General features: G+C 67.4%; 26 protein-coding genes. 12 read left to right on the top strand and 14 right to left on the bottom strand.

What is annotated here, in order from left to right:
* Window positions 1-2 precede the first annotated feature (2 nt).
* The 4 genes from AK36_RS13430 to gspG are packed head-to-tail and all read right to left on the bottom strand — an operon-like array spanning window position 3 to window position 2,114.
* The gene (locus tag AK36_RS13430; protein ID WP_011882769.1) at window positions 3-707 is read right to left on the bottom strand and encodes a PulJ/GspJ family protein; all 705 of its coding nucleotides are present in this window, start codon (window positions 705-707) and stop codon (window positions 3-5) included.
* Window positions 685-1,092 (bottom strand): type II secretion system minor pseudopilin GspI, encoded by a 408-nt coding sequence (gene gspI / locus AK36_RS13425; protein WP_043290598.1) that lies wholly within the window; start codon window positions 1,090-1,092, stop codon window positions 685-687. The genes AK36_RS13430 and gspI overlap by 23 nt, the downstream gene beginning before the upstream one ends.
* Window positions 1,089-1,619, bottom strand: a complete 531-nt coding sequence (locus AK36_RS13420) for a GspH/FimT family pseudopilin (protein WP_045578646.1) — start codon at window positions 1,617-1,619, stop codon at window positions 1,089-1,091. Before AK36_RS13420 ends, gspI begins: the two co-directional genes overlap by 4 nt.
* 42 nt (window positions 1,620-1,661) lie before the next feature.
* Window positions 1,662-2,114, bottom strand: a complete 453-nt coding sequence (gene gspG, locus AK36_RS13415; RefSeq protein WP_045578645.1) for a type II secretion system major pseudopilin GspG — start codon at window positions 2,112-2,114, stop codon at window positions 1,662-1,664.
* Between the two features lie 173 nt (window positions 2,115-2,287).
* Here gspG and AK36_RS13410 point away from each other — a divergent pair, with 173 nt between their 5' ends.
* Window positions 2,288-2,698: a hypothetical protein gene (locus AK36_RS13410; RefSeq protein WP_011882773.1), complete on the top strand. Its 411-nt coding sequence runs from the start codon at window positions 2,288-2,290 to the stop codon at window positions 2,696-2,698.
* 30 nt (window positions 2,699-2,728) lie between these two features.
* On the opposite strand, the gene gspF is transcribed toward AK36_RS13410, so the two are convergent.
* Genes gspF through gspD form a run of 3 tightly spaced genes read right to left on the bottom strand, consistent with a single transcriptional unit; the run spans window position 2,729 to window position 7,756 of the window.
* On the bottom strand, window positions 2,729-3,946 hold the full coding sequence (gene gspF / locus AK36_RS13405; RefSeq protein ID WP_011882774.1) for a type II secretion system inner membrane protein GspF: 1,218 nt from the start codon (window positions 3,944-3,946) through the stop codon (window positions 2,729-2,731).
* Window positions 3,947-3,950: 4 nt separating this feature from the next.
* Entirely contained in the window at window positions 3,951-5,450 is a 1,500-nt protein-coding gene (gene gspE, locus AK36_RS13400) for a type II secretion system ATPase GspE (protein ID WP_011882775.1), read from the bottom strand.
* Complete coding sequence (gene gspD, locus AK36_RS13395) at window positions 5,447-7,756, bottom strand: type II secretion system secretin GspD (protein WP_045578644.1); 2,310 nt, start codon at window positions 7,754-7,756, stop codon at window positions 5,447-5,449. Before gspD ends, gspE begins: the two co-directional genes overlap by 4 nt.
* Before the next feature lie 393 nt (window positions 7,757-8,149).
* Between gspD and AK36_RS13390 the strand changes: the two genes are divergently transcribed.
* Entirely contained in the window at window positions 8,150-8,596 is a 447-nt protein-coding gene (locus tag AK36_RS13390) for a lytic transglycosylase domain-containing protein (RefSeq protein ID WP_014722145.1), read from the top strand.
* 145 nt (window positions 8,597-8,741) lie between these two features.
* The gene (locus tag AK36_RS13385) at window positions 8,742-10,052 is read left to right on the top strand and encodes a GTP-binding protein (protein ID WP_011882778.1); all 1,311 of its coding nucleotides are present in this window, start codon (window positions 8,742-8,744) and stop codon (window positions 10,050-10,052) included.
* A gap of 140 nt (window positions 10,053-10,192) precedes the next feature.
* On the opposite strand, the gene AK36_RS13380 is transcribed toward AK36_RS13385, so the two are convergent.
* A complete protein-coding gene (locus AK36_RS13380; RefSeq protein WP_006401505.1) occupies window positions 10,193-10,471 on the bottom strand; it encodes an HU family DNA-binding protein in 279 nt (92 codons plus the stop codon).
* Between the two features lie 389 nt (window positions 10,472-10,860).
* On the opposite strand from AK36_RS13380, the gene mnmC reads away from it, so the two are divergent.
* From mnmC to AK36_RS13345, 7 genes are all read left to right on the top strand, one after another.
* Window positions 10,861-12,822: a bifunctional tRNA (5-methylaminomethyl-2-thiouridine)(34)-methyltransferase MnmC2/FAD-dependent 5-carboxymethylaminomethyl-2-thiouridine(34) oxidoreductase MnmC1 gene (mnmC, locus tag AK36_RS13375; RefSeq protein WP_011882779.1), complete on the top strand. Its 1,962-nt coding sequence runs from the start codon at window positions 10,861-10,863 to the stop codon at window positions 12,820-12,822.
* A gap of 672 nt (window positions 12,823-13,494) precedes the next feature.
* Window positions 13,495-14,709, top strand: a complete 1,215-nt coding sequence (locus AK36_RS13370) for a cation:proton antiporter (RefSeq protein WP_011882781.1) — start codon at window positions 13,495-13,497, stop codon at window positions 14,707-14,709.
* Window positions 14,710-14,723: 14 nt separating this feature from the next.
* A complete protein-coding gene (locus tag AK36_RS13365; protein ID WP_011882782.1) occupies window positions 14,724-15,839 on the top strand; it encodes a YbdK family carboxylate-amine ligase in 1,116 nt (371 codons plus the stop codon).
* 504 nt (window positions 15,840-16,343) lie between these two features.
* On the top strand, window positions 16,344-16,982 hold the full coding sequence (locus tag AK36_RS13360) for a MarR family winged helix-turn-helix transcriptional regulator (protein ID WP_011882784.1): 639 nt from the start codon (window positions 16,344-16,346) through the stop codon (window positions 16,980-16,982).
* Between the two features lie 28 nt (window positions 16,983-17,010).
* Complete coding sequence (locus AK36_RS13355) at window positions 17,011-17,721, top strand: glutamine amidotransferase (protein WP_045579423.1); 711 nt, start codon at window positions 17,011-17,013, stop codon at window positions 17,719-17,721.
* Between the two features lie 180 nt (window positions 17,722-17,901).
* Window positions 17,902-19,014: an NADH:flavin oxidoreductase/NADH oxidase gene (locus AK36_RS13350; RefSeq protein ID WP_011882786.1), complete on the top strand. Its 1,113-nt coding sequence runs from the start codon at window positions 17,902-17,904 to the stop codon at window positions 19,012-19,014.
* A 183-nt stretch (window positions 19,015-19,197) separates the two neighbouring features.
* Window positions 19,198-19,728, top strand: coding sequence for an SET domain-containing protein (locus AK36_RS13345; protein WP_045578643.1), 531 nt, complete (start codon window positions 19,198-19,200; stop codon window positions 19,726-19,728).
* A gap of 141 nt (window positions 19,729-19,869) precedes the next feature.
* Here AK36_RS13345 and AK36_RS13340 read toward each other — a convergent pair whose 3' ends face one another.
* The gene (locus tag AK36_RS13340; protein WP_011882788.1) at window positions 19,870-21,354 is read right to left on the bottom strand and encodes a sensor histidine kinase; all 1,485 of its coding nucleotides are present in this window, start codon (window positions 21,352-21,354) and stop codon (window positions 19,870-19,872) included.
* Between the two features lie 129 nt (window positions 21,355-21,483).
* Window positions 21,484-22,176 carry a response regulator gene (locus tag AK36_RS13335; protein ID WP_006401494.1) on the bottom strand — a complete coding sequence of 231 codons (693 nt, stop codon included), beginning with the start codon at window positions 22,174-22,176 and terminating at the stop codon, window positions 21,484-21,486.
* Window positions 22,177-22,298: 122 nt separating this feature from the next.
* Between AK36_RS13335 and AK36_RS13330 the strand changes: the two genes are divergently transcribed.
* A complete protein-coding gene (locus AK36_RS13330; protein WP_014722154.1) occupies window positions 22,299-22,529 on the top strand; it encodes a DUF3717 domain-containing protein in 231 nt (76 codons plus the stop codon).
* 93 nt (window positions 22,530-22,622) lie between these two features.
* Here AK36_RS13330 and AK36_RS13325 read toward each other — a convergent pair whose 3' ends face one another.
* Window positions 22,623-22,931 carry a 4a-hydroxytetrahydrobiopterin dehydratase gene (locus tag AK36_RS13325; RefSeq protein ID WP_011882790.1) on the bottom strand — a complete coding sequence of 103 codons (309 nt, stop codon included), beginning with the start codon at window positions 22,929-22,931 and terminating at the stop codon, window positions 22,623-22,625.
* Window positions 22,932-23,077: 146 nt separating this feature from the next.
* Entirely contained in the window at window positions 23,078-24,004 is a 927-nt protein-coding gene (phhA, locus tag AK36_RS13320) for a phenylalanine 4-monooxygenase (RefSeq protein WP_174479785.1), read from the bottom strand.
* A 106-nt stretch (window positions 24,005-24,110) separates the two neighbouring features.
* Here phhA and AK36_RS13315 point away from each other — a divergent pair, with 106 nt between their 5' ends.
* Window positions 24,111-24,596 carry an Lrp/AsnC family transcriptional regulator gene (locus AK36_RS13315; protein WP_006408082.1) on the top strand — a complete coding sequence of 162 codons (486 nt, stop codon included), beginning with the start codon at window positions 24,111-24,113 and terminating at the stop codon, window positions 24,594-24,596.
* 79 nt (window positions 24,597-24,675) lie between these two features.
* On the opposite strand, the gene AK36_RS13310 is transcribed toward AK36_RS13315, so the two are convergent.
* Both AK36_RS13310 and AK36_RS13305 read right to left on the bottom strand, forming a co-directional pair.
* Window positions 24,676-25,209, bottom strand: a complete 534-nt coding sequence (locus AK36_RS13310; protein WP_014722157.1) for a class IV adenylate cyclase — start codon at window positions 25,207-25,209, stop codon at window positions 24,676-24,678.
* Window positions 25,210-25,296: 87 nt separating this feature from the next.
* Window positions 25,297-26,196: a LysR family transcriptional regulator gene (locus AK36_RS13305; protein ID WP_034192994.1), complete on the bottom strand. Its 900-nt coding sequence runs from the start codon at window positions 26,194-26,196 to the stop codon at window positions 25,297-25,299.
* Window positions 26,197-26,200 lie beyond the last annotated feature (4 nt).

The raw sequence follows: 26,200 nt of genomic DNA, 5'->3' as shown, positions 1-26,200 counted from the left end.
CGTCATTCCCCGACCAGGAAAATGCGTGTGACCGGCACGCGCAGCGACGTCGCGCCGATGCTGACCTGCAGGCCCGTCACCGCGCGCGCGGGCGGCGCGTTGCCGATCTGCGGCACCTTCAGCGCGTCGTTGTTCTGCGCCAGCGCGTCGTTGGCCGTCTGCAGGTTGGTGGTCCAGCCGACGCGCGGCACGTACAGCTTCGCGTCGATCGCGCCGACGCCGCCCATCAGCGCGACCCAGCTCCAGCCGTCGACGCTGCTGTCCTTCAGCACGTCGCGCAGGCGGTTCGCGTCGTCGAGCGGCGGCGATGCGTAGCGCACGACGCGCCCGCCGGCGATCCGGTAGCGGACCACCTGCAGCCGCGGCGCGGCGCCCGGCACGTCGAGTTCGCGCACGATCTGCAGCGTATTGCCGGCGACGCCGATCGCCGGCTGGCCGGCTTCGTCGTCGGTCGCGGCGAGCCGCGCGTCGATGCGCATCTGGTCGAACATCTGCGCGAAGACGCGCTCGTCCTCCATCGCGGAGGCGACCTTGTCGCGGCCGCGCATGATCTGGTCGAGCCCGCGCCACGCGAGGATCGCGACGACCGCGAGGATCGCGATCGCGATCATCAGCTCGATCAGCGTGAAGCCGCGCACGCGCCGCGAGGCGGCGGCGCGCGCCGGCTGGCGGCGCGGCGGCGCGTCAGAGCGGACGGCTGGTTTCATTCGCGACCACCGTCACCATTTGCGCGAGCACGCCGGCGCGTCCCGGCATGCTCACCGACACCTGCACGCGCCGGAACACCGGGTTCGGCGTGGTGCTCACGCGCTGCGTGCACACCAGCTGCACGTTGCCCTGCGAGCAGTCGAAGCTCTGCTCGCCGACCTCCGGCCACGCATGCGCGAGGCGCAATTGCGCCAGCGCGTTGTCGGCGCTCCAGCCGGCGAGCAGCCGGCGATGCAGATCGGAGGCGTTGGTCGCCATCGTGCCGACCGCGCGGATCGACGCGGCGAGCGCGACCGCGATGATCGCGAGCGCGACGAGCACCTCGATCATCGTGAAGCCCTGCGAGGAAGCGGCCGGGAAGCGCAGGCGACGACGCATCGTCATTGCACCTCGTAGCGGCCGTTGCCGGTGCCGACGATCGTCGCGCTGCCGGCGGCGGAATGCAGCGTCACGCGCACCGGCGTGTCGATGCTTTCGGTACCGAACACGACGCGGCTCGCGCGCGTGTCGGAACCCGGATAGTCGATATCGGCGCCCGTCACGCCGCCGTCCCAGTCGCGCGGACGCAGCAGATCGTCGCGCAGCGTGCGCCAGCCGTCGGGCGAGCTCACGTCGAACCGGAAGCCGTGCGCGGTCGGCTGCCACGCGATCGGCCGCGCGCGCACCTGCGCCTCGTCGCCGGCCGACTCGAACAGCAGCGCGATGCGCTGCGCTTCCTCGCGCAGGTCGGTGCGCGGATTGCGCGTGAGCGACAGCGACGCGAGCGACACCAGCAGGCCCGCGATCACCAGCACGACCAGCATCTCGAGCAGCGTGAAGCCGCGCGCCTGCGCGCGTGCGATGCGGCCGCGCACGCGGCCGGCGGCGCGGCGTGCGGCAGCGGGGCGCGACGGCGTGCGAGGGGCGGGCATGAGGGGAAGAATGCGGCGAAGGCGGGACCGGTCAGCGCGGGCTTACTGCCACGACCCGATGTCGGTGTCGTTGCCGTCGCCGCCTTCCTTGCCGTCGGCGCCGTAGCTGAACACGTCGATCTCGCCGTGCACGCCCGGGTTCAGGTACTTGTACGCGTTGCCCCACGGATCGTTCGGCAGGCGTTCGAGATAGCCGCCGTCCTTCCAGTTGTTCGGGATCGGATCGGTGGTCGGCTTCTGGGTCAGCGCGGCCAGCCCCTGTTCCTGGCTCGGATAGCGGCCGTTGTCGAGACGGTACAGCTTGAGCGCCTGCATGATCGTGCCGATGTCCTGCTTCGCGGCGATACGGCGCGCCTCGTCGGGACGGCTCATGATTTTCGGCACGATCAGTGCCGCCAGGATCCCGAGGATCGCGACCACCACCATGATCTCGATCAGCGTGAAACCGCGCTGACGGCGCACGGCCGCATTACGGCGAGTGATCCACGTTTGCATGACTACCTCTTTCCAAAAAATGTCGTCGATTGAGTGACGCGCCCTGCGCATCGCGGCCGCATACCTGACGGCAGGCTTCCGATACCCGGGGCGCGGAGCACGCATTGTAAGGCGCGCATCGCCGAGGGCTTTCACTCAACGCAAATTTCATATAGATCCGTACAATAGCGCGCATGAACGCGCTCTCGATCCGGATCCTCTCCCTCGCCCTCTTCGCGGGTTTGTGCGCGACGGCCACCTACTGGGTCGTCACGCTGTCGGCCCGCGAAGCGCCGCTGCCTGCCGCCGCCGCGCGGCTGCCGATCCGCACCGAGGACGCCGCCGCGCTCTTCGGCGGACAGCTCGACAAGAATCCCGTGCAGGACATCCACCTGTTCGGCATTCTCGCGCTCGATCACGGCGGCGCCGCGATCGTCGGCATCGGCGGCGAACCGCCGCGCGCGGTGTCGCTCGGCGCGGAGCTCGCGCCCGGCGCGAAGCTCGCCGAAGTGCGCAGCCGCTCGATCATCGTCGACCGCAACGGCGCGCGCGCCGAAGTCCAGCTCCCGGCCAACACGCCGTCCCCCGCGATCTACATGCGCTGAGCGGCGCCGGCGCACGCGCCGGCCACGCCGTCACTGCACCATGTTGTTCAGCTCGATGATCGGCAGCATCACGGCCAGCACGATCACCAGCACGATCCCGCCCATCGCCAGGATCAGCAGCGGCTCGAGCAGGCTCGTCAGGAACATCGTGCGCCGTTCGAGCTCGCGCGCTTCGCCTTCGGCCGCGCGGTCGAGCATCGTCGTCACGTCGCCGGTCGCTTCGCCGGAACGGATCAGGTGCACCAGCACCGGCGGAAACGTCTTCACGTTGTTCAGCGCGCGCGACAGCGCGGAGCCTTCGCGCACGCGCACGATCGCATCGTCGATGTTCGCGCGCATCGCGCGGTTCGACAGCGTCTCGCCGGCCGCCTGCAGCGCGCGCAGGATCGGCACGCCGGCCGCGGTCAGGATGCCGAGCGTGCTCGCGAAGCGCACCGTGTTGTAGCCGCGCACGAGCTTGCCCGCGAGCGGCGCGGTCAGCACCCAGCGGTCGAACGCCAGCCGCGGCCCGGCGCGCGACAGCGTCGACTTCACGATCCACACGACGAGCGCGACCGCGATCAGGATCGCCCACCACCAGTGCCGCACGAACTCGGACAGCGCCATCATCACGATCGTCAGCAGCGGCAACTGCTGCTTGGTGCTCGCGAACACGTTGACGACCTGCGGCACGACGTAGCTCAGCAGGAACGTGACGATGCCGAACGCGATCAGCGTGACGATCCCCGGATACGTGAACGCGAGCAGGATCTTCTGCTTGAGCGCGTTGCTCTGCTCGATGTAGTCGGCCAGGCGCGACAGCACGATGCCGAGCTTGCCCGTATGTTCGCCGGCGGCGACGAGCGCGCGGTAGATCTCTGGAAAATCGCGCGGATGCTGTCCGAGCGCATTCGCGAGCGAATGGCCGCCGAGCACTTCGGCGCGGATCGCGGCCATCAGCTCGCGGATGTAGTCGCGCTCGGCCTGCTCGGTGAGCACGCCGAGCGCCTCGTCGAGCGGCAGCCCCGCGATCAGCAGGCTCGCGAGCTGGCGCGTGAGGATCGCCTGCTCGCGCTGCGACAGCTTGCGGCCGAACGCGAGGCGCTGCGAACGCGCGCCGCGCGTCGCGCTGGCGGCCGGCTCGACCACGAGCGGCGTGAGCCCCTGCGTGCGCAGCTGGCCGCGCGCGGCGCGCGCGCTGTCGGCGTCGATCACGCCTTTCTGCGCACGCCCCGCCGAGTCGATCGCTTCGAAACGGAATGCCGGCATCGCGCTATGCGCCTCCCGTCACGCGCAGCACTTCCTCGAGCGACGTCGCGCCGGCCGCGAGCCAGCGCTCGGCATCGTCGCGCAGCGTGCGCATGCCTTGCGCGCGGCCGGTGGCGAGGATCTCCGCGTCGGCCGCGTTGCGATGGATCAGCGAGCGGATCGCATCGTCGACCACCAGCAGTTCGTACACGCCGCGCCGGCCCGTGTAGCCCGAATGGCCGCACTTGTCGCAGCCGACCGGATGCCACACGCTGCGGCCGTCCTCGTGCCGCTCTTCCTTGCAGACCGGACACAGCTGGCGCACCAGCCGCTGCGCGAGCACGCCGAGCAGCGACGACGCGAGCAGGTACGGCTCGACGCCCATGTCGGTCAGCCGCGTGACGGCCGACGCGGCGTCGTTCGTATGCAGCGTCGCCAGCACCAGGTGGCCCGTGAGCGACGCCTGCACCGCGATCTGCGCGGTTTCGAGGTCGCGGATTTCGCCGATCATGATGACGTCCGGATCCTGGCGCAGGATCGAGCGCAGCGCGCGGGCGAACGTCATCCCGATCCGCTCGTTGACCTGCGTCTGGCCGATGCCGGACAGGTCGTATTCGATCGGATCCTCGACCGTCATGATGTTGGTCGTCGCCGTTTCGAGCCGCGACATCGACGCGTACAGCGTCGTCGTCTTGCCGGAGCCGGTCGGCCCCGTCACCAGCACGATCCCGTGCGGGCGGGCGATCAGCTTGTCGAACTGGACGAGCGTGTCGCGGCCCATCCCGAGCGCTTCGAGGTTCAGGCGCTGCGCGTCCTTTTCCAGCAGACGCAGCACCGCGCGCTCGCCGTGCCCGGTCGGCAGCGTCGACACGCGCACGTCCACCGGGCGGCCGCCGACGCGCAGCGTGATGCGGCCGTCCTGCGGCAGGCGCTTTTCGGCGATGTCGAGCTGCGCCATGATCTTGATCCGCGAGATCAGCGCGCCGTGCAGCGCCTTCTTCGGGCGCACGACGTCGCGCAGCGTGCCGTCGACGCGAAACCGCACGACCGACGCATTCTCGAACGGCTCGATGTGGATGTCCGACGCCTGCTCGCGCGCGGCCTGCGTGAGCAGCGCGTTGATCATGCGGATGATCGGCGCGTCGTCTTCCGATTCGAGCAGATCCTCGACTTCGGGGATGTCCTGCATCAGCCGCGACAGGTCGACTTCGCCTTCGACCTCGCCGACGATCTGCGCGGCGCTGCCGTCCTGGCGCGCGTACGCGTGGTTGATCGCCTGCGCGAGCTCGTCGGCCGGCACGCGCTGCACGACGATCGAACCGAAGTTGCGGGCGATCTCGGCGAGCGCCGCGTCGCTCGTGCGTTCGCTGATCCACACCTCGAGCGTATCGTCGAGCTGGTGCGCGATCAGCACCTGGCCGCTCTTCGCGAAGCCGTACGGCAGCAGGCGGGCGGCGAGCGGCGACGGCGGCTGCCGTTCGCCCGGCGCGCCGTCCTGGGGCGCGGACGCGAGCACGTCGCTCACTGCGAGGCTCCCGGCGTGGCGCTCAACGGTTGCTGCGGCACCGTCTGCTGCGGCACGCTTTGCGGCTGTACGGGCGTCTGCTCCGGCAGCGGCTGGGCCGGCACCGGCGCGACCTGACGCTGCATCTGCTGGCGCCGCATCTTGTCGAGATCGAACAGGTTGCCGGCCGGCGTGCCGCCCTGGCTCGGGCCGAGCGGCATCGGTGGGACGACCGGATCGTCCTTGTCGCGGATCACGTTGTTATCCGACTTGTACGCGCCCGTCACGCCCTGGATGTAGTCGTAGCGGTTCGCGGTGACTTCCTGCGCGACGTTGCGATCGCTAATGATCACCGGCCGCAGGAACACCATCAGGTTGGTCTTCTTGCGCTGCTTGCTTTCGGAGCGGAACAGCTGGCCGATCCACGGGATGTCGCCCAGCAGCGGCACCTTGCTGTTGGACACGTTGTATGCGTCCTGCATCAGGCCGCCGAGCACGATGACTTCGCCGTTGTCGGCGAGGATCGTCGACTGAATCGAACGCTTCGTGAACGACGGGCCCGTCTGCGAATTCGACGTCGCGGTGTCGACCGCGGAATCCTCGGTATACAACTGCAGCTTCAGGATCCCGCCGTCGGTGATCTGCGGCTTCACGTGCAGCGTGAGGCCGACGTCGCGGCGATCGTAGGTGTTGAACGCGTTGCTCGTCGTGCCGCTCGTCAGGTTCGAATACGAACCGGTCGGAATCGGCACGTTCTCGCCAACGACGATCTTCGCCTCCTCGTTGTCGAGCGTGATCAGGTTCGGCGTCGACAGCACGTTCGCGTCGCTCACGCCCGCGAAGTACTGCAGCAGTGCGCCGAGCCCCTGCACGCCGAACATGTTGTGCAGCCAGCCAATGTTGAGGCCCTGGTTCAGATTCGAGAGGTTGCCCGGCAGCCCGATCGCGGTGCTGCCCGCGGTGCCCGTCGTCAGGTTGATGATGCTGTTGCCGGCCACGGTGCCGGCGGTGGCCGCGAGGTTCGTGCCGGCGAGCAGCGCGCCGCTCGCGACCTGCCACTGGATCCCGAGCTGGCCAGCCGTCGTCGAGTTCAGCTCGACGATCAGCGCCTCGATGTAGACCTGCGCGCGGCGCCGGTCGAGCTGGTCGATCACCGAGCGCAGGTTCCGGTAGACCGGATCGGATGCGGTGATGATCAGCGAGTTGGTCGCCGCGTCGGCCTGGATCATCCCGCCGGGCTGGTTGTCGTCGCCGCTCTTGTCCTTGTCGCCGCCGAGCAAGCCGGCATTGCCCAGGCTGCCGCTGCCCGAAGCGCCATTGCCATACGACGAAGACGAACCGCCGAGGCCGCCCGACGGCAGCGGCGGGGTGCCCGACGTGCCGGTCGAGAAGTTGCCGCTCGACGACGAGCCGCCATTCTGGTTGAAGCTGTTCGCATCGTTCGACGACGCCGACGAGCCGCCGTCGTTGCCGCCCTTGCCGAGCATCCCGCGCAGCGTCTTCGCGAGCTTCACCGCGTCCGCGTTGCGCAGCGGAACCACGTGCATGTTGCCCGGCACCGCGCTCGGCGCATCGAGCTGCTGCACGAGGCGCTTCGCCGCCGCGAGGCGCGACGCGCTCGACGCGCGCAGCAGCAGCGAGTTGGTGCGCGGATCGGCGGTGACCGACACCTTCAGCGTCGCGTCGCTGTTGCCGATCGCACCGGGGTCGAGCATCTTCTGCAGTTGCGCGGCCAGGTCGATCGCGTTCGCGTTGCGCAGCGGCACGACCTGCACCTGCGCGCCCGCGGCGCTGTCGACGCCGGCGATGATCTGCGCGATGCGGCGCACGTTGTCCGCATAGTCGGTCACGACGATCGTGTTGTTCGCCGGGTACGCGGTGACCGTGTTGTTCGGCGAAATCAGCGGGCGCAGCACCGGCAGCAGGTTGTTGGCCGATTCGTTGTGCAGCTCGAACACCTGCGTGATCACCTGATCGCCGCGCGCTTGCGGCGTGTTGCCGACATAGGTCGGCACGCCTTGCAGCTTCGCATCGGCCTCCGGCACGACCTTCAGCACGCCGTGGTCCTGCACCAGCGCGAAGCCCTGCATGCGCAGCGCCGACTGCAGCGTCTTCAGCGCCTGCTCCTCCGGCACCGGCCGCTCGGCCACGAGATTGAGCTGCCCCTTCACGCGGGGATCGACGATGATGGTCTTGCCGGTCGCGGCGCCGATCGCCTTCGCGACCTGGTCGATGTCCGCATTCACGAAGTTGAGCGTGACCTGAGCGTAGGCGGCCTGGGAGACGATGATGCCGGCGACCACCAGGGTCGTGGCGATGCGCCGCATAGCGAAGCGAGTTCTTGTCATGGATGAATGGGTCGATGCCGGCTCAGGCCACTTCCGGCGGTAGTGCTGGGATCCAAGTCCTAAAGGCGCGACATTAGCAGTTTTTCATGTCCGAAATATCACATTGATCCGAAGACTGTCTCACATACGACATCTTGCTGGCGCAATGTATGCAGAATGTAATATTTTCGGCATCACTGCGAGATTCCGGCCGCCATCGCCTTGTCGCGCTATCGAGATCGACACGGAAATGCGGTATAAACGGTCTGCCGTCCGTCGGATGTCGCCACGTGACGGTCTGTCGGTATGATACGGGCGACGCGTTTCCAGTCGTACGCCGAACAGACACGGGTTTTCCCGAGCATTTCACCTATTCGTCACCGCTTGCGCACTATGAACAGACGGTTCGCTTCGATCGCGCTGATCGCCGCCGGCGCAGGGTTCGCCTGCGGCAACGCTCGCGCCGATTGTTTCGACGAAGCCGCCCGGTATCAGAAGGTCAATCCGCTGATCCTGCGCGCGATCGCGTGGCAGGAGTCGCACAACCGGCCCGACGCGCTGAACAAGAATACGAACGGCTCCGTCGACTACGGGCTCATGCAGATCAACTCGATCCATCTGCAGACGCTGTCGCGTTACGGCATCGGCCGCGACACGCTGATGGAGCCGTGCAAGAACGTCTACATCGCCGCGTGGCATCTGCGCCAGAAGATGAATCGCTACGGCAACAGCTGGCAGGCGGTGGGCGCCTATCATTCGGAAACGCCGTCGCTGCGCGACAAGTATGCGCGGCAGATCGCCGGCATCCTGTCGCAGTGGAAGCTGCTGCCGCAGCAGTGACGCCGCGGCGCGCAGCCGCTCGGCCGGCGCGCGTTTGATGCACAATGCGGACTCACGCCGCCATGTCGACCGGCCCCGCGGGCCGATCGCGCCCCGCAAGGGCGCCGCGGCCGCTTTTTCATCCTTTCCGTTGGTGCAAATCGTTATGAATCCGGCAATGAACCAGCCGTTGCCCGTCACCGTGCTGTCCGGTTTCCTCGGCGCCGGCAAGACCACGCTGCTCAATCACATCCTCGCGAACCGCGCGGGCCTGAAGGTCGCGGTGATCGTCAACGACCTCGCGGCGGTCAACATCGACGCGTCGCTCGTGCGCGATGCGCAGGCGCTGTCGCACGTCGAGGAACGGCTCGTCGAGATGTCGAACGGCTGCATCTGCTGCACGCTGCGCGACGATCTGCTCGTCGAGATCCGCAATCTCGCCGCCGACGGCCGCTTCGATGCGATCGTGATCGAATCGACCGGCATCGCCGAGCCGATGCCGATCGCCGAAACCTTCACGTTCGTCGACGACGACGGCGCCTCGCTGTCGAGCGTCGCGCGGCTCGACACGCTCGTGACGGTCGTCGATGCGTACAACTTCCTGCGCGACTACGGTTCCGACGATGCGCTCGCGACGCGCGGAATCGCCGCTTCCGACGAAGACGATCGCACGCTCGTCGAATTGCTGATCGAGCAGATCGAATTCTGCGACGTGCTGGTGATCAACAAGGCCGATCTGGTGGGCGCGGACGAACTCGCGCGCCTGCAGCACATCCTCGCGCGGCTGAACCCGCGCGCGCATCAGGTCGTCTCGACGTTCGGCAACGTGCCGCTCGACGAAGTGCTGAACACCGGCCGCTTCGATTTCGACGAGGCCGCGAATGCGCCGGGATGGCTCGCGTCGCTCGATCACGATCATACGCAGTGCGACGATCCGGACTGCCACGATCCGCATCATGCGCACGTGCACGGCGAAGCGGACGAATTCGGCATCGGCAATTTCGTTTACCGCGCACGCCGGCCGTTTCATCCGGCGCGACTCTGGGCGCTGCTGCATCAGGAATGGCCGGGCGTGCTGCGCAGCAAGGGCTTCTTCTGGCTCGCGACGCGCAACGACATCGCGGGCTCGCTGTCGCAGGCGGGCGGCGTGTGCCGACACGGGCCGGCCGGCCTCTGGTGGGCCGCGCAGGATCGCGCGGAATGGCCGGAAGACGACGAATTGCTCGCCGAAATTCGCACGGAGTGGCAGGGCGATCTCGACGATCGCTCGATCGGCGATCGCCGTCAGGAGCTCGTGCTGATCGGCATCGGGCTCGACGCCGATGCCTGGCGCGCGAAACTCGACGCGTGCCTGCTCACCGATGCGGAATTCGCGCTGGGCGCCGAACAATGGGCCGCATTCGACGATCCGTTCCCGGCGTGGGACGTCGACGAGCATGATGACGACGATCCCGACGGGCAGATCGTGCATGCGTAACACGCGGTAAACACGCTGCTGGCAAGCGGCCGACACAACGTTAAATCTTGCAAGCGCGGCGCACACTGTGGTGAAAATGCCGCGCGCGCCAAACAAAAAACCCGCCTTCCGGCGGGTTTTTTTCTGGAACGAGCGCGGTATTAACGCTTGTTGACGGCGTCCTTGAACGCCTTGCCAGCCGTGAACTTGACCGTCTTGGCTGCCGGGATCTTGATGGTTTCGCCCGTCTTCGGGTTGCGGCCCGTACGTGCTGCGCGCTTGCCCGAACCGAAGCTGCCGAAGCCGATCAGCTGAACCGCATCGCCCTTCGACACGGCTTTCTTGATGACTTCGAGCAGCGTGTCCAGCGTTTCGCCGGTTTGAGCCTTGCTGGCGCCCGTTTGGGCGGCGACGGCGTCGATCAGTTCCTGTTTGTTCATTAAGGTTCCTTTTTCAGGTTAGGTTTGACACGAACAGCGCGAACGCGCCGATTATACGTGCGCGAACCGTGCCGTCGAGAGACAGACTCCGACGACACAGCGCCGAATCCTGGCCCGCGCGACGCGCCGTCCGGCTTGCCGGCGGCCACCCCGCGGTACGGCGTTGCTATGATAGCGCAGCGCAAACCCAATAACGACAAGGGTTTCAAAGATTTTCATCGGTATTTCGCCGAATGAATCGTCGATTGCCCATTTTTTGACCTGCGCCAAGCGCAGAGGATACGCAGCTCGCTCCACGCGCGCGCCAGCTCGTTGGTTTTTGCCAACGCGGCGCGCCGGGCGTCCGCGCAATCCCTTGCCAGGCTTGGCCGCCACGTTTTTTGTTTCGCATGCCCGACCGACTCGTCCCGGCCACGCTCGCGTTTCGCGACGACGGCACCCTCATCTCGCCCGAGTACGGCGACATCTATTACAACGTCGCCGGTGCGTTCGCGCAGGCGAACTACGTGTTCATCGCCGGCAACCGGCTGCCCGCACGCTGGCAGGGCAGCCGCACGTTCACGATCGTCGAGACGGGGTTCGGCACCGGCACCAACTTCCTCGCGACCTGGGCCGCGTGGCGCGACGACCCCGCGCGCTGCGAGCGGCTGCATTTCGTGTCGTTCGAGAAGCATCCGTTCACGCGCGACGACCTGCGCCGCGCGCTTTCCCACATCGTTGCGGGCACAACTTTGTCGGAGCAGGCCACGTTGCTTGCCGATGCGTGGCCGCCGGCCGTGCCCGGTTTTCATCGGATCGAATTCGAAGGTGGACGCGTCGTGCTCACGCTCGCGCTCGGCGATGCGCGCGAGCTGCTGCCGAAGCTCGTCGCACGCGCGGACGCGTTCTATCTGGACGGCTTCGCACCGGCGAAGAACGCGGACCTCTGGTCGGCCGACGTGTTCCGCGCGCTCGCGCGCGTCGCAGCCGACGACGCGACGTTCGCGACGTATTCGAGCGCAGGCGTCGTGAAGCAGGCGCTCGTCGAAGCGGGCTTCGCCTATCGCAAGATGCCGGGTTTGGCCGGCAAGTTTGCGATGCTGGTCGGCGAATACGCGCCGCGGTGGCGGATGCGCCGGCACGAGCCGCCGCGCGCGTTGCCGGTGGCCGTGCGCGAGGCGATCGTGATCGGCGCGGGCCTCGCCGGATGTGCGCTCGTCGAGCGGCTCGCCGCGCGCGGCTGGCACGTCACGCTGATCGAGCGACACGCGCAGATCGCGAGCGAGGCATCGGGCAATCCGGCCGGCGTGTTCCATCCGCTGATGACGCGCGACGACAACGTCGCGAGCCGCCTCACGCGCAGCGGTTTCCTGCATGCGCTCGCGCGCTGGCGCGCGCTCGAGCATGCGGGCCACACGTTCGCGCGCAGCACGCGCGGGATGATCCATCTCGCGGAATCGGCCGACGACTTCGTGCGAATGCGCGATGCGTTCGACGCGCTCGGCGCACCGGCCGACCATGTCACGCTGCTCGATGCCGACGCCGCGCGCGCGCATCTGAATCTGCCGGTCGCGCACGGCGGCCTGCTGTTTCCGCACGGCGGCGCCGTATGGCCGGCCGGACTCTGTGCCGCCCAGGTCGCCGCGGCCGGCGAGCGCGTGACGCTGCGCACCGGCACCGAGGTCGCGCGGCTCGAACGCGACGGCGACACGTGGCGCGCGATCGGCGCCGACGGCGCGACGATCGCCGAAGCGCCGGTCGTCGTGCTCGCGAATGCCGGCGACGCGGTGCGGCTCGCGGGCCTGCGGCATGTCGCGCTACAGCCGGTGCGCGGCCAGTTGACGCTGCTGCCGCCCGGCACGACGGCGCCGCTGCCGTGCCCCGCGATCGGCGACGGCTACGCGGTGCCGCTCGACGACGGCACGCTGCTGATCGGCGCGACCTTCGAACCGGACGACGTCGATCCTGAGATTCGCGACGCCGGCCACCTCGAAAACCTCGCGCGCATCCGGCATCTGCTGCCGGGCCTCGTCGGCGACGTGCCGGACGTCGATACGTTGCGCGGGCGCGTCGCGTTTCGCTGGGTCGTCGCCGATCGCGTGCCGCTGATCGGCCCGCTCGCGGACGAAGCGCAGGCCGTTGCCAACGCGCGGGCGCTGAGCGGTGCGAAAGCGCGCGACCTGCCGCGCACCGCCGGCCTGTACGGCGCGTTCGGCTTCGGTTCGCGCGGCCTCGTGTGGGCGTCGCTCGGTGCCGAGCTGATCGCGTCGCAACTCGAAGGCGAGCCGTTGCCGCTCGAGCGCGAGCTCGTCGATGCCGTCGACCCCGCCCGGTTCCTGATCCGCGCCCTGCGCGGGCGCAAACTCGGCTGACCTGGCCGGCCCATGCCTCACAGTCCCGCGATTCGCCCGCGCAAACTTATCCACGCACCGCTGTGGATAACTGCGCGGAATCCGTACGCAGTCCGTGTGCAATCACAGTGGACGTAAACTGGGTAACTCGCACAGCCGCGATGCGGCCCGAAAGTTGCTCAACTCGAACCGCTGTGAGCAAACAACGTGTGCAACGGGTTACGCGCACGCCAATGCCTTGATCTTTCTACACAAACCTGCGTTATCCACAGAACTGTGCGTGCCTTGTTAACTTCTACTACGTATGTATACGAGTAAACAGTTGAAACCAAAGACCTGTGGCGCCTCACAGCGCCGCGAGTCGATCGGGCGGGTTCCGGAACGAAAAAGCTGTGGCACAATCGGTTTCCTTCGCGTTCGTCCGGCCCTGCGCCGGACATGCATCAATGGAACGGTCGGCACGATTTCGAATCTGAATCTTCGAGACTGCGCAGTCCGTTCACACACCAGGCCGACAATCCAGATCGGCAGCCTGTACGACACTCCGCCGGATGGCGGAAGAGGCGGATCCCATGTCCCGCCGTCGTCGACCACAACAATCACATTCGGGGCGATACCCAGCCGGCGTGCATCTCATTTCTGACGCTTGACCCCGCGCCGCTGGCGATTGCTTCCAAAGGAGAAGTCACCACGATGAAGTCGGCGTTCTCATTTCTGCCCAACTGGCCGCTCGCGCCGGATGCCGTGTTCTGGGCCGGTCTCGCGTTGTTTGCGGCCGGTCTGTGTGGCGAGCTGTGCTATCGCGCCTGGCGGCTGCCGCGCATCACCGGCTATGCGGTGATCGGTCTGATCGCCGGGTCGCTCGGATTCGGCGTGATCGACGCGAGTACCGACGAAACCTCGCGTCTGCTGATCGACGTCGCGCTCGGCCTGCTGCTGTTCGAGCTCGGCAGCCGGCTCGACCTGAAGTGGATTCGCCGCAATCCGTGGCTGATTGCGTCGAGCCTCGCCGAAGCGACGCTGACCTTCGTGCTCGTGCTGTTCGTGATGCTCGCGCTCGGCGTGTCGGGCATGGTCGCGCTGGTGCTGTCGGCGATCGCGATCGCGACCTCGCCGTCGATGGTGATCCAGCTGAAGACCGAACTGCGCGCGGAAGGGCAGGTGTCGCAGCGGCTCATCACGTTGACCGCGCTGAACAGCGTGTATGCGATCGTGCTGACCAAGCTCGTGACGAGCTGGCTCCATCAGGAAGCGTACGGCAACGTGTTCGCGACGATCCTGCAACCGGTGTATCTGATCGCCGGTTCGTTCATCGTCGCCTATCTCGTTGCGCGCGCATGCAATTACCTGTTCCGCCACATGACCTCGACGATGCGCGACGAGCACTCGTTCGTCGCGCTGTTCGGGCTCGTGATGCTGGCGATCGCGGTCGCCCAGGCATTGAAGCTGTCGACGCTGCTCACGCTGCTGCTCGCCGGCATCATCGTGAAGAACCTCGAAGCGCGTCCGCAGCTGTGGCCCGAGCACTTCGGCACGGCCGGCTGGCTGCTCACGGTGGTGCTGTTCGTGCTGACGCTCACGTCGTTCACGTGGGGCGACATCGCGCTCGGCGGGCTGCTCGCGATCGTGCTGATCGTCACGCGGCTCGTCGCCAAGCTGGCGGGTGTGGTCGCGTTCGCGAAGCCGAGCGGGCTCGGGATGAAGCAGGGCGTCGCGCTCGGCATCGCGCTCACGCCGATGTCCGCGCTGTCGTACCTGCTCGTCGACGACACCTATCAGATGTATCCGAATTTCGACCCGCACCTGCGCGCGATCGTGATGTGCACGATCGTGGTCCTGCAGCTCGTGAGCCCGTTCGTCGTGTACCGCTGCCTGTCGGCGGTCAGCGAACGCAGCGACAGAAACTGATTCCGGAACCCGCCATGGCACTCGAAACCTTCGTCAATTCCGAACCGTTCACCTTCGGCGTCGAGCTGGAGATCCAGGTCGTCAACACGCACAACTACGACCTGACCAAGGCCGCGTCCGACCTGATGCGGCTGATCCAGGGCGAGACCTTTCCGGGCAACATCACGCCGGAAATCACCGAAAGCATGATCGAGCTGTCGACCGGCATCTGTCATTCGCACGAACAGGCGCTCTCCGAGCTGCACGCGATCCGCGACGTGCTCGTGAAGGCGGCCGACCAGCTGAACGTCGGGCTCTGCGGCGGCGGCACGCACGCGTTCCAGCAGTGGAGCGACCGGCAGATCTACGACGCGCCGCGCTTCCAGTACATCTCGGAGCTGTACGGCTATCTCGCGAAGCAGTTCACCGTGTTCGGCCAGCACGTGCACATTGGCTGCCCAGACCCGGACAGCGCGCTGTTCCTGCTGCATTCGATGTCGCGCTTCATTCCTCATTTCATTGCGCTGTCGGCGTCGTCGCCGTTCGTGCAGAACGTCGACACCGGCTTCCATTCGGCGCGCCTGAACTCGGTGTTCGCGTTCCCGCTGTCGGGCCGCGCGCCGTTCGTGCTGACCTGGGACAGCTTCGAGGAGTACTTCACGAAGATGGTCAACACGGGCGTGGTCAACTCGATGAAGGACTTCTACTGGGACATCCGGCCGAAGCCCGGCTACGGAACGATCGAGGTGCGCGTGATGGACACGCCGCTGTCGGTCGACCGCGCGGCCGCGATCGCGTGCTACATCCAGACGCTCGCGCGCTATCTGCTGACCGACCGGCCGCTGAAGCTGTCGGAGGACGACTATCTCGTCTACACGTTCAACCGTTTCGAAGCGTGCCGCTTCGGGCTCGAGGGGACCTGCGTGAATCCTCAGACGGGTGAGCGCCGCACGATCGCGGAGGACATCCTCGACACGCTCGACCGGATCGCCCCACACGCGGCGGCGCTCGGCTCGCGCGCGGCCCTCGACGAGATCGGTGCGCTCGCGAAAGCGCGCGTAAATGACGCGTCGTGGTTGAGAACCGTTTTCAAACAGGAGAAGTCGCTGAACGAAACGGTCAGACAGCAGTGTTTGCGCTGGCGCGAATGAAAAAATGTTTTGCAGATTGCAGACTCGACCGCGCGGCGATTCACTGAACGGTATTCGCCGCCATTTCGGGCCAGTCGCGTCCCCAGTGTTCCTCAAAATCTGTGGATAACCCGATATTCCGCTTCAAAGTCAACGCTCTGCGCACTGGATAACCCCTTCGTCCGGTATCGCCAGACAAATGTCCGATCCGGACACGAAAATGTTTGCGCGTTTTGTCGCACCACCCGCGGCAATTGGCGGCACAACGAAAAGTTACGGTTATCGAGGTATTCCCCACAGAATGCTGTGGATAACTTAGCTGTACGATTTTCCGCTCTCGCTTAGAATGGCGACTCTGCGGACACCGGAACGACGGGTCTCTCACCGGTCGCCGCGAATGCGACCGCCGCGTGTGCCTCGCGACGGCCGTGTTGACGCTCCTCGGTGGGCGTTTATTTTGAGATAGACATCGGATCTCCACACTACGGCTGCTCGGCATCCGGGCGGCGGCAAAGCGAAAAGACTATGAGCGAAGGCGTTTACGGGAATCAGGCTTCGGGACGTGTGACCCACAGCTTGCTGCGATTGAGCACGGCCATGCGGAGCCAGGCGTGGGATTGGGCGGAGGGCGCAGGCCTCACGCCGACGCAGGGCGAGATCCTCGTGCTGCTGCTGCAACGCAAGGGGCCGATGCGCCTCGGCGAAATCGCACGCGAGACGCAGCTCACGGCCGCGACCACCAGCGATGCGGTGAGCACGCTCGAGACGAAGGGGCTCGTCGAGAAGCGTCGCGCACTGGACGACGGCCGCGCGCTCGCGGTGCGTTTGTCGGCCCGCGGCCGCACCGCGGCGAAGAAGGCGCTGCAATGGCCGGAGTTCCTGTCGAAAGCGGTCGGCAAGCTCGGCGCGGACGAGCAGGGCGCGCTCTACCGCGCGCTGCTGAAGACGCTGCGCGAGCTGCAGGTGGCCGGTGCGACGCCGCCGCAGCGCATGTGCCTGACGTGCGCGCACTTCCAGCCGGGCAAGCAGTCGAAGAAGACCGTGCATCACTGCGCCGTGTTCGACCAGGCGATGACCGACAGCGACCTGCGCCTCGACTGCTCGGGGCACGAAGAAGCCGACGTCGCGACCCAGAAGAAGACCTGGAAGGTATTCGCCGGCTGAAGTCCGCCGATCGACCGGGAGGCCGATGATGCATGCCGAAGTGGTGGCGATCCGCCACGTGCATTTCGAGGATCTCGGCAGCTTCGAGCAGGTGCTCGGCGAACGCGGGCGCCGCGTGCGTTACGTGGACGTCGGCGCGTCGCGCGTCGAGGTGCTCGACGCGCTGCAGCCGTCGCTGCTGGTGCTGCTCGGCGGGCCGCTCAGCGTGTACGACGATGCGCAGTACCCGTCGATCGCGCCGCTTGCGGCGCTGGTGCGCCAGCGCATCGATGCGGGCCTGCCGATCCTCGGCATCTGTCTCGGCGCACAGTTCATCGCCCGCGCGCTCGGCGCGCGCGTCTATCCGGCCGCCGAGAAGGAACTCGGTTGGGCGCCGCTCGCGCTCACCGACGCGGGCCGCGCCTCGCCGCTGCGTCATTTGGACGCTGCGGCCACCTCGATGCTGCACTGGCACGGCGACACGTTCGACCTGCCGGGCGGCGCCATCCATCTCGCATCGACACCGGCGTGCCGCCACCAGGCGTTCGCATGGGGCCGGCATGTGCTGGCGCTGCAATGCCATCCGGAAATCCGCACCGACCGCTTCGAGCCCTGGCTGATCGGCAATGCCGGCGAGATCGCGGCGACGCCCGGCATCGACGCGTGTCGTCTGCGGGCCGACACCGCGCAGCACGGCCCCGCGCTCGAGACGGCCGCGCGACGCATGTTCTCGGAGTGGCTCGACAGCGTCGGGGTGTGATCGCGCGCGCGGCACCGCTGGCACCGCGCGATCGGCGAGCCGGCATGCGGCGCAGTGCTGTTCCCACATCTGCGGCAACCCCCTAGCTGACCATCCGCTTACTGACCAACCGCCCGCCTGCATGCGCGCGACGTGCGTGCTACGCTGATCCGCTCTTTCCTCTGCACGCGAGCGGCCTCCATGACTGCGTTGTTTTCCCCGTTCACGCTACGCGGCGTGACGCTTCCGAACCGGATCGTGATCTCCCCGATGTGCCAGTATTCGGCCGAACGCGGCGAGGCGACCGACTGGCACATGATTCACCTCGGCCATCTCGCGCTGTCCGGCGCGGGCCTGCTCTGCATCGAAGCGACCGCGGTCGAGCCCGACGGCCGCATCACCGCCGGCGACCTCGGCCTGTGGGACGACGCGACCGAAGCCGCGCTCGCGCCGGTGCTCGCGGCGATTCGCAAGCATTCGCCGGTGCGCGTCGCGATGCAGCTGTCGCATGCCGGCCGCAAGGCCTCGAGCGAGGTGCCGTGGAAGGGCGGCCAGCTCGTCTCGGTGGCCGACGGCGGATGGCTGCCGCATGCGCCGTCGGCCGTGTCGCACAAGGACGGCGAGACGCCGCCGCTGGCCCTCGATACGGCCGGCCTGAACCGGATTCGCGACGCGTTCGCGGCGGCGGCGAAACGCGCGGCGCGGCTCGGCATCGACGCGATCGAGGTGCATGCGGCGCACGGCTATCTGCTGCATCAGTTCCTGTCGCCGCTCGCGAACCGGCGCACCGACGAGTACGGCGGCTCGCGCGAGAACCGGATGCGCTTTCCGCTCGAGATCTTCGACATCGTGCGGGCGGCGTTTCCCGACGATCGGCCGGTCGGCGTGCGCGTGTCGGCGACCGACTGGGTCGAAGGCGGCTGGGAGCTCGACGACACGATCGCGTTCGCGCATGCGCTGAAGCAGCGCGGCTGCGACTGGATCGACGTGTCGTCCGGCGGGGTGTCGCCGTTGCAGAAGATTCCGCTGTCGCCGGGCTATCAGGTGCCGTTCGCGCAGGCCGTGAAGCGCGCGGTCGGGATGCCGACGGTTGCGGTCGGCCTGATCAGCGAGCCCGCGCATGCGAACCGGCTGATCGAGGCCGGCGACGCGGATTTCGTCGCGATGGCGCGCGCGATGCTGTACGACCCGCGCTGGCCGTGGCATGCGGCGGCCGAGCTCGGCGCGCAGGTGTCGGCGCCGCCGCAGTACTGGCGTTCGCAACCGCGCGAGCACAAGGCGTTGTTCGGCGACGTCGCGTTCGGCCAGCGCTGACGCTGAACGTCGTGCGCGCGACGTCGCGCGATGTTGAACGAAGCAATCTCGAACGTGTAGCATGCGGATGATTCGCTGCATGCCCGGACGCGGCACCGTCGGTGCCGCGTTTTCGTTTGGCGCGACGCAGGGCCGTGAGCACGGCCGTCTTTCATTCAAGTCGACTTCACAAGGATTCGTTCGATGAGTTCACGCAGGATCGCGGTGCGCCGCTCGGGAATACACGGCAAGGGCGTGTTCGCGGTGGAGCCGATCAAGGCCGGCGAGCGCGTAGTGGAATACAAGGGCGAGCGGATCTCGTGGAAGGAAGCGCTGCGCCGTCATCCGCACGATCCGAACGACCCGAACCATACGTTCTACTTCGCACTCGAAGACGGCGGCGTGATCGATGGCAAGGTCAACGGCAACAGCGCGCGCTGGATCAACCACTCGTGCGCGCCGAACTGCGAGGCCGAGGAGATCAAGGGCCGCGTGTTCGTCCACGCGCTGCGCGACATCGAGCCGGAAGAGGAGCTGTTCTACGACTACGGCCTCGTGATCGACGAGAAGCTGACGAAGAAGCTCAAGCGCGAATACGCGTGCCATTGCGGCGCCGAGACGTGCCGCGGCACGCTGCTCGCGACGCCGGACGACGACGGCAAGAAGAAAAAGAAGAAGGACAAGAAGGACGGCAAGGCCGAGTCCGGCGCGAAGGACAAGAAAAAGAAGACGTGATCGACGCGCCGCGCGAGCTCGCGCGGCTGTTGCGCCGGCGGGCCTTGTTGCTGCGTTGCTGCGCGGCCGGGCAGGCTCGATGGCTCCGCCGGGTTCGCTCGAGATCCGCTACGCGCGCGTTATGCGCGCGTTACGCGCCGCTCAGTGCGTCGGCACGGCCGCCGGCGTTTCGCTCGCCGGCTTGCTGGTTCGCTCGGCGAGCGGCACCCGCACCACGAAGCGCGAGCCGCCTTCGGGTGCATCCTCGTACGACACCGTGCCGCCGTGCATCGCGATGATGTCGTGCACGATCGCGAGGCCCAGCCCCGCACCCGTCTCGACGCCGTTGCCGCTTTGCGCGTCGCCGCGGAAGAAGCGCTTGAACAGGTCCGCCTGCTGATTCGCCGGCACGCCGGGGCCGTTGTCCTCGACGACGATCTCCGCGGCCGGCAGGCCGTCGTCGAGCGTACCGCGCGCGACGTTCACGGTGATGCGCGCGCCGTCCGGCCGCGCGAGCGGCACGTACTTCAATGCATTGTCGAGCAGGTTCGCGATGACTTCGCGCAGCAGCACCGGATTGCCGCGCACGTTCAATGTTTCGTCGTCGCCGGGCTCGTCGCTGCGCTGGAAGCCGAGATCGACGTGCGACGCGAGCGCGCGCGGCACCCACTCGGCGCCGGTCTCGAACGCCATCGCGGCGAGGTCGACGTCGACGAAACGCGCAACCTGTTCGCCCGGCTCCGCGCGAGCGAGCGACAGCAGCTGGTTGGACAGCCGCACCGCGCGATCGGCAGCCGCGCGCAGTTCGCGCACGGCCGTATAGGTCTGCTGCGGATCGCGCGCGACGGCCGCCTGCTCGGCATGCAGCTTCACCGCGGTGAGCGGCGTGCGCAGCTGGTGCGCGGCGTCGGCGATGAACTTGCGCTGCGCGTCGAGCGCGGTCTTCAGGCGGCCGAGCAGCGCATTCATCGCGCTCGTGAGCGGCCGGATTTCGAGCGGCACGTCGGTCTCGTCGACCGGCTCCAGCGACGTGTGGGTCTGCCGGTTCAGCGAATCGGCGAGATGCGTGAGCGGGCCGAGCTGCTGGTTCACGACGCGCCACACGATGCCCCAGCCGGCGAGCAGCAACAGCAGCAGCGGCATCATGATGGCGACCAGGAATTCGGCGGCGATCCTGTAGCGGTGCCGCACCGGCTGCGCCACTTCGACGACCATCGGCTTGCCGCCCTCGACGTCTTCGACGCGTACCTGGGCGACGCGCACCGCGCGATTGTCGTACTCGGCCTCGAACACGTACGCGTGATGCATGCGGCGCACGTTGATGCCGCGCAGCGGCAGCTTCGGATCGCCGGCGAGCTCCTGTTCGCCGTCGCTGATCCGGTAGATCAGCGCTTCGGCCGGATCGGAGAACATCGCCTGCGCGAGCGGCGGCACGGTGAACGGCGCGTCGGGACCGGCGATCTGGATCTGTTTCGAGATGGCGGTGGCGAGATCGGCGAGCGAGCGGTCGATCACGTGCTGCGTGTATTGCCACGCGAGCCAGTAGGCGATCAGGCCGCTCATCAGCGCGAGCATCGACAGCGGCGCGGCGAGGCGCCGCAGCAGCGAGCGGCGCAGGCTGGAGGTCACGGCCGGATCAGCAGACATTTCGACGGGCAAATGGATGAGCGCCGCTCACGGGGAGCGGCGCGGTCGGGCACCGGACGGCGACGGGCGACTGGCAACGGCGCGGTGCGACGCACCGGCCGCAGGCGGCCGGCCGGCGCGCCCGGCCGCTCAGACGCTGGCGGTCTGGCGGATTTCCTGCAGCAGGTAGCCGAAGCCGCGCACCGTGACGATTTCGACGCGGCACTGCTCGAGCTTCTTGCGCACGCGGTGCACGTAGACTTCGATCGCGGTGTCGCCGAGATCGCCGCCGAAATGCGTGAGGTGATCCTGCAGCTGCGCCTTGCTGACCACGCGGCCGTGGCGCAGCAGCAGCATTTCGAGCACCGCGAATTCGCGCGGCGACAGCTCGAGCGGCTTGTCGTCGTTGAAGATGCGGCGATCGACGCCCGACAGCCGGACGCCGCCGAGCGACACTTCCGGCCGCGGCATGTCGCTGTGCGGGCCGCTGCGGCGCATCACCGCGCGGATGCGCGCTTCGAGCTCGGCCGGCTCGAACGGCTTGAGCATGTAGTCGTCGGCGCCGGAGTTCAGGCCCTGGATGCGGTCGTTCAGTTCGTCGCGCGCGGTCAGCACGATGACCGGCGTGTGGCGATTGGTCTGGCGAAAGCGGGTGAGCAGCGTCATCCCGTCGATACCCGGCAGGCCGAGGTCGAGGATCACGAGTTCGTGGCGGTTTTGTGCCAGCGCCTGTTCGGCAAAGATGCCGTCGTGCACCATGTCGACGGTAAAGCCCGCCTGCTCGAGGCTGCTCTGGATACCGCGTGCGATGGGGCGGTCGTCTTCGATCAGAAGGAGTCGCATGAAGTTCGCTCAAGTACAATGGGTTGGCGGTTCAGGCACGCGGACAGCACGACGCCGTTTCCACAGGGGCGCCGCATCGCCTGACATCAAGCATGGCGGCCAGCGAACGAACAAATTCAATCATGTCCGATATTTCGATTCACGACCTCGAAGCCGCGATCAATTTCTGGCGCGCCCGCTCGCCATCCAGCGGCGACGAACTCAAACTCTGCGAAGAGGCCAGCGCGCTCTCCAAGCCGTATGCGCTGCTGATTGTACAGCGCGGAAGCGCGCTGCAACTGGAAGGTTTGGACCCCAAGGCGCGGAATGCGTTCGAGACTTACGTGCGCCTTAAGGATGGCTTGGAAAGCTGAAGGCTTTCGCTCAATACATCCTAGAAAACGTTCAGCGAAATGAAAAGTTGACGCGCCGCGCGGCAAAACCGGCGCGGCGGCTCGCGCAACGTGTCAGGCCGCCGGCAGCGTGTGCGCACACACGCGGTCGATGAATTGCGCGAGTTCGATGTCGCGCTCGGTCAGCCCGTCGGCGTCGTGGGTCGACAGCGTCACGTCGACGCGGTTGTACACGTTGAACCATTCCGGATGGTGGTTCATTTCCTGCGCCTTGATCGCGACGCGCGTCATGAAGCCGAACGCCTCGTTGAAATCGGCGAAGCGCAGGCTGCGCTGGATCGCGTCGCGGCCCGGCACGGCCGTCCAGTGCGGCAGGCCTTCGAGCCGCGTCTTGCGTTCTTCGGATGTGAGCTTGTGGATCATGTTGCACCTCGTTCGGTAGCGGCGCTCGCGCGCGGCACACGCCGCGCGGCAAAGCCGGCTCCGGTCATTGTTTCATAGTTGGGCGGCGCGCATCGCGGCCGGCGCCGAAGGCTGCCGGCGTCCGCGGCTGGATCATGCCTCATGCGTCATGCGTCGTCGTCGTCGGGCCAGCCTTCGCCGGTGCCGCGCTGAAGCACGACGTCGGTATCGAGCACCGCGCCGGCGGACAGCTCGGGCAGCGCGGCGAGCCGCTCGGCCAGCGCACGCGCGTCGACGTCGGCCAGCGCGAACAGCTGCGCGAAGTCGTCGATCACGAAGTAGGTCTTCTGGAACGTGTCGATCCGGTACTTCGTGCGCATCACGCGCTCCAGGTCGAAGCCGAGCCGGTTCGGCGCCGCGCTCTCGACGCTGTAGAGGCTCTCGCCCTTGCTCGACACGATTCCCGCGCCGTAGATCGACAGCCCGTTGGTGCCGCGCGGATCGCGGATCAGCCCGAACTCCACCGTATACCAATAGAGACGCGCGAGCCGTGCGAGCGCCGCGTCGTCGTCCGCGACCGCGAGCGCGGTACGCCCGTAGGCCTGCATGTAGTCGGCGAACACCGGCTCGATCAGCAGCGGCACGTGGCCGAACAGGTCGTGGAAGCAGTCGGGCTCCTGCAGATAGTCGAGCTGGTCGGGGCGGCGCATCCACCAGGTGACCGGAAAGCGCCGGTGCGCGAGATGCTCGAAGAACACGCGATCGGGCACCAAGCCCGGCACCGCGACGATCTCCCAGCCGGTGGCCGGCTTCAGCTGGCGGTTCACGTCAGCGAACGACGGCACGCGGTCGGCCGGCAAGCGGATCTTCCCGAGCCCGCCGATGAACGCGTCGCATGCGCGCCCGCGCAGCAGCGCCGCCTGGCGCGCATACAGCTGCTGCCATACCGCGTGATCGACCTGGCCGTAGCGTTCGAGCGGCTGGTCGATGGTGAAATCGGCACGGGTTTCGAGGCCCGCGTCGAACTGCTCCTGCAGTTTCGCGGTGACGACGGTGGACATGGTGACGCTCTGCATGCTTGGGTGAATGACCATGCGAGTGTAGAGCGGGGCGCGCGCGTGATGGGCGCAAAGATGGCGTCGATTCTCCATCCGATGCGATAATCCCGCATCATTTCATCGTTTTGTGCGGAGGGCATTCATGCTGGAACTCGACCACTTCGATCTCGCGCTTCTCGATGTGCTGCAGCGCTTCGGCCGTGCCACGCATCAGCAGCTCGGCGAGGAGGTGCCGCTGTCGCCGTCACAGATCGGCCGGCGGCTGCAGCGGCTCGAGGCGGCCGGCGTGATCGAAGGCTATCGCGTGATGTTGCGGCCGGAAAAGCTCGGCCTGGGCGTCACCGCGTTCACGAGCCTGAAGCTCAAGCATCACGGCGATTCGATCATCGAGCAGTTTCAGCAGCAGATCGACGTGCTGCCCGAGGTGCTCGAGTGTCATGCGGTGGTCGGCGACGCCGACTATCTGCTGCGGATCGTCGCCCCCGATCTGAACGCGCTGTCGCAGTTCGTGATGAAGAAGCTGATGCGCGTGCCGGGCGTCGACAGCGTGCGCTCGAACATCGTGCTGACCACGTTCAAGCGCAACGGCGCGCTGCCGCTCGCGCATCTGGCGCCCGGCGCGGCGTGATCGACCGGCAGGGCGGTGATGGCGGTGCCGCCGCCACATGACGCGCCGGCGGCGGTCATGCCGCCATTATTGTCGCCGCTTATGCGGCTTCCGATTGGGCGTCGGCGTTCAGCAGATCGACGTATGCGACCGCGACGAGGTCCTCCTGCGCGACGCCCAGCTGCGCGAACACGCGATGCGCTTCGGCTTCACCGTCGGCTTCGTCGTCGTCGGGGGCGAGCACCACTTCGAGTTCGATGAAGTCCCCGAGGCCGTCGACGCGATCGAGGTGAATACGCGTGCGGCCCGCCAGATAGACGTGCCGTTCCTTGGTCACGATGCCGCGCGTGGTCAGCGCGGTCGCGAGCAGCGCATGCATCGCGTCGGGGTTCGTCACCGGGCTGCGCGTGTAGTACGACGCCTTCGGGCCGTCACGGTCGTCGCGCTGGTAGAAGATCAGTTCGGCCGGCGTGCCGTCCTCGAAGCGGCGCAGCTTCAGCCGGCCGCGCGGCACGTCGTAGAAGAAGTCCTGCTGACGGTAGAACAGCGGCGCTTCGGTCGCGAGCGTCGCCGCCTGTTCGCGCAGCCGGTCGAATTCGCGGGCGCGGGCTTTGATCTCGATGTTGCGGGCCATGCGGATCTCCTTCGGTCAGGGGTCTCGCGGTGTGCGAACGCACAATCTAGCAAAAAGCCTGCGACGGTGGCATGACGCGCGGTGGCCTCATCTCGCCCACTGCGCGTCGATCAACCGCAGCGCGGCGGCGATGGCCGGTTCGTCGCGGCGCTCGGCGAGCGTCACGAACGTGAGCTCGGTCGGCACCGTCACCTGTTCGACGATCGTCAATGCGTGCGCGTGCGCTTCGGCCAGAGCGGTCGAATCGCGCGCGAGCGTCAAACCGATCCCCGATTTCACGAGATCGAGCATCGATTGCTCCTGATCGACCTCGGCGACCTTCACCGGTTGTGCGCCCGCGGCCGCGAACCGCCGCGTCAGCAGCCGATGATGGGCGGACGCCGGTGGCGTCCAGATCCACGGCAGCGCGGCCAGCGCGCGCCAGTCGTGCGCGCGCTGCACGCGCTCCTTCCAGCCGGCCGGCGCCAGCACGCGGTACTCGAAATGGGTCAGCGTGACCGTGTGGAACAGGGCGTCGTCGCGCGGATCGTCTTCGCCCGGCCGGCCGATGTAGTAGCCGACGTCGAGCGCCGCGCCGCGCACCTGTTCGAGCACCCAGCCCGACATCCCGTGCCGCAGCGCCGTTTCGATCTGCGGATGCGTTTCGACCAGTGCGCGCAGGAAGCCGCCGAGCCGCAGGAAACCCGGATCGAGGATCGTGCCGATCCGCAGCCGGCCGCGCACCTCGTGCCGCAGCGCGGCGGCGGCGCGCTCGACGTCGACGGCCGCGGCGAGCGCGCGCTCCGCGTGCGGCAGCAGCGTCTGTCCGTCGCGGGTGAGCGCGAGCCCGCGCGACGTGCGCGTGAACAGCACGACGCCGAGCGCTTCCTGCAGATGCTTGATCTGCAGGCTGACGGCCGGCTGCGTCAGGTGCAGCTGCACGGCGGCGCGCGTGAGATTGCCTTCACGGGCGACCGTCGCGAACGCGCGCAGCAGAGTGAGATCCATCGTC

The organism is Burkholderia vietnamiensis LMG 10929 (assembly GCF_000959445.1).
GTDB lineage: Bacteria > Pseudomonadota > Gammaproteobacteria > Burkholderiales > Burkholderiaceae > Burkholderia > Burkholderia vietnamiensis.
The sequence above is the reverse complement of the archived record's forward strand: the minus strand, read 5'-3'. Positions and strand labels throughout refer to the sequence as shown.